The organism is Acinetobacter sp. YH12096 (assembly GCF_013419215.1).
GTDB classification, from domain to species: domain Bacteria; phylum Pseudomonadota; class Gammaproteobacteria; order Pseudomonadales; family Moraxellaceae; genus Acinetobacter; species Acinetobacter amyesii.
In genome coordinates, this window is record NZ_VPAM01000066.1 from 1 (window position 1) to 4,889 (window position 4,889).

A 4,889-nucleotide genomic window follows, 5' to 3' on the forward strand; every position below is an offset into this window, starting at 1 on the left:
ACAAGAAGATGTTTTATTTGCATCTTAAAGAAACGGAATATCGCTTCAATCATCGCCATGGTAATTTATACCTCGATTTGCTTAAAATACTCCGTAACAACCCTCTTTAACTTCCTAAGCCCCAAATTTAAATTGAGAAATCCATAGCTCATATCAATTTTTTAGATGCATATATCAATTAAAAAGTCATTGAAATGAATTAATTTCATCCAATTTGGTCATGTTGAGCTAGTCCTAAACGCATTCTCGATGTAACATATTGCGTCTTTAAATTTAACTGTGATAGGACTTATGCGCGAGTACGCTGTATTTACCTCGGAATCTGTAAGCGAAGGCCATCCGGATAAAATGGCTGACCAAATCAGTGATGCTATTTTGGATGCAATCTTAAAAGAAGACCCATATGCACGGGTTGCTTGTGAAACGCTTGTAAAAACGGGTGCGGTTGTACTTGCCGGTGAAATCACAACAACTGCAAATGTTGACTTTGAAGCGATTGTTCGTAATACCGTAAATGGTATCGGATACCACCATTCAGATCTTGGCTTTGATGGTTCAACTTGTGCCGTGATCAACATGATCGGTAAACAATCACCTGAAATTGCTCAGGGTGTTGACCGTCAAAAACCAGAAGATCAAGGTGCGGGCGACCAAGGTTTAATGTTTGGTTATGCAAGCCGTGAAACTGATGTGCTTATGCCAGCACCTATTTCATATGCGCATCGCTTAATGGAAAAACAAGCTGAACTACGTAAACAAGGCAAACTTGCTTGGTTACGTCCTGATGCAAAAAGCCAAGTAACATTTGCTTATGAAAATGGCATGCCAGTTCGCTTAGACGCAGTTGTACTTTCAACTCAGCACGATCCAAAAATTACTCAAGCTCAATTGAAAGAAGCGGTAATTGAAGAAATTGTGAAAAAAGTGATTCCTGCTGAAATGTTCCATGCAGACACTAAATTCCATATCAACCCAACAGGTATGTTCGTGATTGGAGGCCCTGTAGGTGACTGTGGTTTAACAGGCCGTAAAATCATTGTAGATACTTACGGTGGTATGGCTCGTCACGGTGGTGGTGCGTTCTCTGGTAAAGATCCATCAAAAGTTGACCGTTCTGCTGCTTATGCAGGTCGTTATGTTGCTAAAAACATTGTGGCTGCTGGTCTAGCTGACAAATGTGAAATTCAAGTGTCTTATGCGATTGGTGTTGCAGAACCAACATCTATCTCGATCAACACATTCAATACTGCAAAAGTATCTGAAGATTTGATTATTGCACTTGTACGTGAACACTTTGACTTACGTCCATACGGTATTACTCGTATGTTGAACTTGATCCAACCGATGTACCAACAAACTGCTGCGTATGGTCACTTTGGTCGTGAAGGTTCTGATACCGCATTCACATGGGAAAAAACTGACAAAGTGGAAGCGCTTAAAGCATCTGCTGGTCTTTAATCTTAATAGATTAATTTCTCAAAAAAGCCTGCATTAATTGCAGGCTTTTTTATGCCCCATATGTCCATAACTAAAACATCTAGGATAAAAATAACTAGTGTAAAAAATATTGACTAAAATTTACGCCTAGCTTATTCATAAAACACCAAAATAATTTAAGAACAATATCATGCCCTTTCCATTAGACTTAAAATTTATTACTGCAACTGAAGAACAATTAGGATTTAAGTTTCCAGAAAAATATAAAGCCAAAATGCAAATTGAAAATGGTGGCGAATTCGGCATTAGCTTTTCTAGTGCGGATGAATTTGAAGATGGTGATGATATCGAAGCATGGTGGCTCTTCCCCTTCCAGGACACCAGCGATGTGAAAAGAATAAAACGTACAACGAATCATCTAGCCGCAGAACATCAATCCATCAGTGAAATCGAAGACTTCCCTGAAAACAGCATTGCTATTGCACATAACGGTGATGGCGATTATTTATTGATGCGTACAGTAGACAATTCACAATTGGGGGAAGAAATATATTTATGGCGCCATGAAGACAGTGAATTTATCTATCTACTTGTGACTTCAATTGAAGAGTTATTTAGACAAAACTCTTAACGCTATAAGTAGATATAAAGGCTTTTAAACTACAAAATAATCTGAATAAAATTACACTAAATCAACAATTTTTGATCGATTTTTGAATATTTTTTCAGCTAATATAAATTCAGCCCATGCTACGGGCATAACAAAAAAAGGAAAGATCAAAATGAATAAATTACTTGTTGCTTTAGGTTTGGCTGCAACTGTTGCACTTGTTGGCTGTAATAAAGACAAAGCGCCAGAAACAGGTGCAACAACTGGTGAACACCTAGAAAACGCTGCTGACCAAGCAGGCCATGACATTGCTGATGCAACTTCAGAAGCAGCAACTGCGACAGCTACTGCTGTAGATAATGCTGCAACTGCAACTGCGACAGCAGCTGATAATGCAGCAGAAAATGCTGAAGCTGCTGCACACAATGCAAAAGAAGCAGCTAAAGACGCGACTGCTGCAACAGCAGGTGCTGTTGAACAAGGTGCAGCAAACGTGAAAGAAAAAGCTCAGCAATAAGCATTCTATAAAAAAAGCACCTTCGGGTGCTTTTTTTATATTTGTCTTTTGTTCAGCGTGTTGTTTCAATCCATTTTTAACTTGAAATTTAACTGACGTCAGGTCAATCTTATGACGTCATATAAATAACAAATTTAGAGAAAAGAATGTCTTATTCACATCATACCGAAAAACATTTTATGGAACGTACAGGTTGGCTACGTGCATCTGTACTCGGTGCAAATGATGGCATTATTTCCGTCACCAGTTTAATTATGGGCATGGCCGCAAGTGGTGCTTCTAGCCATACCTTACTCATTACCTGTATTGCAGGACTCATCTCTGGTGCAACCTCTATGGCGGCGGGCGAATATATCTCTGTGAAATCTCAAGAAGACGTCGAAAAAGCAGATCTTCACATGGAGCATAAAGAACTACAAAAGAACCCTGAGCTAGAACTTAAAGAACTTACCCAAATTTATATTCAACGTGGTTTAGAACCACAACTGGCCCATGAAGTCGCAGTCCAATTGACGGCCCATGATGCACTAGAGGCCCATGCACGAGATGAAATTGGAATCCATGACAATACCGCAGCAAAACCCGTTCAAGCAGCACTCTCATCGGCTTTAGCATTTTCAATTGGTGCACTATTTCCGATGGTTGCGATCTTGATCAGTGCTGACATGCATATTGAAAAAACTGTTATGGCCGTTGGCGTGATTTCCCTAGCACTCCTCGGTGCCTTGGCCAGTTATGCAGCTGGCACTTCTATGTTGAAAGGCAGTCTACGTGTTGCACTCTGGGGCATTGCAGCCATGCTATTTTCAAGTTGGATTGGTTCTTTATTTAATGTAAATCCAGTTTAATGTTTCTTTTATCAGTTTTACAAATATTGAAAATCAATTATTCACAGCAATGATTGTGTGAATTCCAAACAATATTAATTTTTACAATATATAAAAACCGTAAAATAGAGGTACATTTTTTAAGCTTTTTTCTCCATGTCTGTTATTGCTACGCCAGCCAATCGATCCAATGTATCGATTTGGGTGGCTTTTGTTTTATTAATTTTAGGCACCTTTGGTGCTTATCTGGTTGTAGGCGTTAACCAAGCATTGCTATTTTTAATTGGCGGTGCTTTGGGTATGACCCTTTATCACGCATCTTTTGGTTTTACCTCAAGTTGGCGTGTCTTTATTAAAGAGCGTCGTGGTCGTGGCTTGCGTGCACAAATGATCATGTTGGCTTTGGCTGTACTGCTCTTCTTCCCTGCTTTAGGTGCGGGTGAATTATTTGGCAACCCAGTCAAAGGTAACGTTAATCCTGTTTCAATGTCCGTGATGATCGGTGCCTTTATTTTTGGTATTGGTATGCAAGTCGGCGGAGGCTGTGCATCAGGTACACTGTACACTGTACACTGTGGGCGCTGGTAGCGCACGTATGATTGTAACGTTGATCTTTTTCTGTACAGGTTCACTGATTGCAACTTCACATATTCAATGGTGGTTTGACCTTCCCCACTTTGAGCCGATTTCTTTAGTCAAAAGCTTTGGTGTAGTTCCTGCACTGGCATTAAACTTTGTAGTTTTTGCAATCATTGCAGCAGCAACAGTTTACTTTGAAAAGAAACGCCATGGTCAGCTTGAAGTTGAGCCGCAAGCTAACCAACACGGCTGGAAACGCTTTCTACGTGGTCCATGGCCATTGGTTTGGGGCGGAATTATCCTGACTTTACTAAACTTTGCCACACTCGCACTTGCAGGCCGTCCTTGGGGCGTGACCTCTGCCTTAGCCGTTTGGGCAGCAAAATCAGCAAGTATCATGGGGATCGATGTTGCATCTTGGGCATATTGGCAGCAACCTGCGAATGCCAAAGCACTCACCGAATCATTATGGTTTGATATCACGTCGATGATGAATTTCGGCATCATGCTCGGTGCATTACTCGCAGCGAGCCTAGCAGGCAAATTTGCACCGAACTTTAATATCCCAAAACGCTCACTGCTAGCGGCTGTGATCGGTGGTTTGATGTTGGGTTACGGCGCACGTTTAGCATACGGCTGTAACATTGGTGCGTATTTCAGCGGTATTGCTTCAGGTAGTTTACACGGTTGGTTATGGTTAGTATTTGCCTTCATTGGGAACGGTATCGGCGTCAAATTACGCCCAATCTTCTTCCCCGGCGAACGTCCACAACCTGAAAAACTAACAGGTTGCTAGGGTCTGTTGACATTTGTTGATTAAAAAAATAGCGAGATAGTAAAATTAAATCGCCAAACCCAATTTTACACTCGCTATGCCTCGAACAATGCTAAATGATCAACACTGGTCCAAGTTACTTGC

General features: G+C 40.8%; 4 protein-coding genes and 2 pseudogenes. All 6 read left to right on the plus strand.

All coding sequences use genetic code 11. The features are described 5' to 3' along the window. Window positions 1-110: pseudogene (locus FTU36_RS16285) on the plus strand (IS1595 family transposase); the annotation flags it as partial. A gap of 181 nt (window positions 111-291) precedes the next feature. Beyond that, the gene (gene metK, locus FTU36_RS16290) at window positions 292-1,458 is read left to right on the plus strand and encodes a methionine adenosyltransferase (protein WP_078188779.1); all 1,167 of its coding nucleotides are present in this window, start codon (window positions 292-294) and stop codon (window positions 1,456-1,458) included. A gap of 169 nt (window positions 1,459-1,627) precedes the next feature. Continuing rightward, on the plus strand, window positions 1,628-2,068 hold the full coding sequence (locus FTU36_RS16295; protein ID WP_180118562.1) for an SMI1/KNR4 family protein: 441 nt from the start codon (window positions 1,628-1,630) through the stop codon (window positions 2,066-2,068). Between the two features lie 151 nt (window positions 2,069-2,219). Next, entirely contained in the window at window positions 2,220-2,564 is a 345-nt protein-coding gene (locus FTU36_RS16300) for a hypothetical protein (RefSeq protein WP_078188782.1), read from the plus strand. A 146-nt stretch (window positions 2,565-2,710) separates the two neighbouring features. Continuing rightward, a complete protein-coding gene (locus tag FTU36_RS16305; protein WP_180118564.1) occupies window positions 2,711-3,412 on the plus strand; it encodes a VIT family protein in 702 nt (233 codons plus the stop codon). Window positions 3,413-3,547: 135 nt separating this feature from the next. After that, a pseudogene (locus tag FTU36_RS16310) lies at window positions 3,548-4,766 on the plus strand (YeeE/YedE family protein). Window positions 4,767-4,889: the final 123 nt, after the last annotated feature.